Source organism: Nitritalea halalkaliphila LW7, assembly GCF_000265075.1.
Lineage (GTDB): Bacteria > Bacteroidota > Bacteroidia > Cytophagales > Cyclobacteriaceae > Nitritalea > Nitritalea halalkaliphila.
This window is the reverse complement of the sequence record NZ_AJYA01000123.1, coordinates 1-1,676: the sequence shown is the minus strand read 5'-3', so window position 1 is coordinate 1,676 and position 1,676 is coordinate 1. Positions and strand designations below refer to the sequence as shown.

The 1,676-nt window shown below is 51.8% G+C and carries 3 protein-coding genes; all 3 read left to right on the top strand.

Annotation, left to right across the window (positions count from 1 at the left end; genetic code table 11):
- Positions 1-121: 121 nt before the first annotated feature.
- The 3 genes from A3SI_RS16745 to A3SI_RS19255 are packed head-to-tail and all read left to right on the top strand — an operon-like array spanning position 122 to position 1,619.
- The gene (locus A3SI_RS16745; protein WP_009057894.1) at positions 122-388 is read left to right on the top strand and encodes a DUF11 domain-containing protein; all 267 of its coding nucleotides are present in this window, start codon (positions 122-124) and stop codon (positions 386-388) included.
- On the top strand, positions 385-1,194 hold the full coding sequence (locus A3SI_RS16740) for a DUF7507 domain-containing protein (RefSeq protein WP_009057892.1): 810 nt from the start codon (positions 385-387) through the stop codon (positions 1,192-1,194). Before A3SI_RS16745 ends, A3SI_RS16740 begins: the two co-directional genes overlap by 4 nt.
- Positions 1,086-1,619, top strand: a complete 534-nt coding sequence (locus A3SI_RS19255; RefSeq protein ID WP_238531835.1) for a DUF11 domain-containing protein — start codon at positions 1,086-1,088, stop codon at positions 1,617-1,619. The genes A3SI_RS16740 and A3SI_RS19255 overlap by 109 nt, the downstream gene beginning before the upstream one ends.
- Positions 1,620-1,676: the final 57 nt, after the last annotated feature.

Sequence of the window (1,676 nt, the reverse complement as noted above, 5' to 3'; positions counted from 1 at the left end):
GAGCTATTGCCAGGAGCAGCGGTGACCTTGACCTTAGAAGTGATGGTACCGGCGAATGTGGCGATGGGCACTGTGATTAGTAATATGGCGCAGGCCGCTAGTCCAGAGATATGGACAGCCAGTGAACAGTAATGGTGTAGATGTTACGGTAGAGACCTTAGCGAATCTTGCCATTATGAAGCAATCAACTACGGCGCGAGCGGTAGCGGGCGAGAACTTGGCCTACACGATTACGGTGACGAATAATGGTCCAAGTGATGCACAAGAGGTAGTAGTAACGGATCCGATTCCGATGGGAACTACTTTTGTAAGTGCGGACATGGGTGGCATGTTGGAGAATGGCATTGTGACTTGGAATGTGGGTACCTCCCAGCGGGCGAGACAGTGACCTTAAGCTTAGTGGTGCTGGTAGATGCAGACTTGGCAGACGGTACAGTGATTTCGAATATCGCGATTGTGAATAGTCCTACGGATCCAGAAACACCGAAGGAGTCTGATCCAGACGAGACGCCAGTGGATAATAATCGTCGTGCGATGCTGATGTTAGAGAAGTCAGCTCCGATGACGGTGATTGCGGGTAATAATTTGACGTACACCTTTACCTTATCGAATCAGGGTACAGCTCCAGCACGAAACATTCGCGTGAGCGATATGCTCCCTGCTGAGGTGAACTTTGTGTCGGCAGACATGGGCGGCATGCTCGAAGGTGGTGAAGTGGTATGGAATGTAGCAGAGCTATTGCCAGGAGCAGCGGTGACCTTGACCTTAGAAGTGATGGTACCGGCGAATGTGGCGATGGGCACTGTGATTAGTAATATGGCGCAGGCCGCTAGTCCAGACGATATGGACAGCCCAGTGAACAGTAATGGTGTAGATGTGACGGTAGAGACCTTAGCAAATCTGGCCATTATGAAGCGTTCGGATACACCGGTGGCGATTGCAGGTGAGAACTTGGCGTACACGATCACGGTGACGAATAATGGACCAAGTGATGCACAAGAGGTAGTGGTAACGGATCCGATTCCGGTAGGCACCAGCTTTGTAAGTGCAGACATGGGCGGCATGTTGGAGAATGGCATCGTGACTTGGAATGTGGGTACTATCCCAGCGGGCGAGACGGTGACCTTAAGCTTGGTGGTGCTCGTGGATGCGAACCTAGCAGATGGAACGATTATCTCGAATATCGCAAGGTAGAGAGTCCTACGGATCCAGACACACCGAAAGAGTCTGATCCAGACGAGACGCCAGTGGACAACGGAAATCGTGCGATGCTGATGTTAGAGAAGTCGGCTCCGATGACCGTGATTGCGGGTAACAACTTGACCTATAGCTTCACGCTAACGAATACGGGAGCGGGACCAGCGCGCAATGTTGAGGTACGCGACCGCATTCCAGCAGGAGTGAACTTTGTGTCGGCCTCTATGGGAGGAAGTCTGGTAGGTGAAGAAGTAGTTTGGAGCTTAGGAGAACTTGCCGCAGGCGCAAGTGTGACCTTGACCTTAGAGGTGATGGTACCGGCGAATGTGGCGATGGGCACTGTGATTAGTAATATGGCGCAGGCTGCTAGCCCAGACGATGTGAATAGTCCGGTGAAAGTAATGGTGTGGATGTTACGGTAGAGACCTTAGCGAATTCTGGCCATTATGAAGCGTTCGGGATACACCGGTGGCGATTGC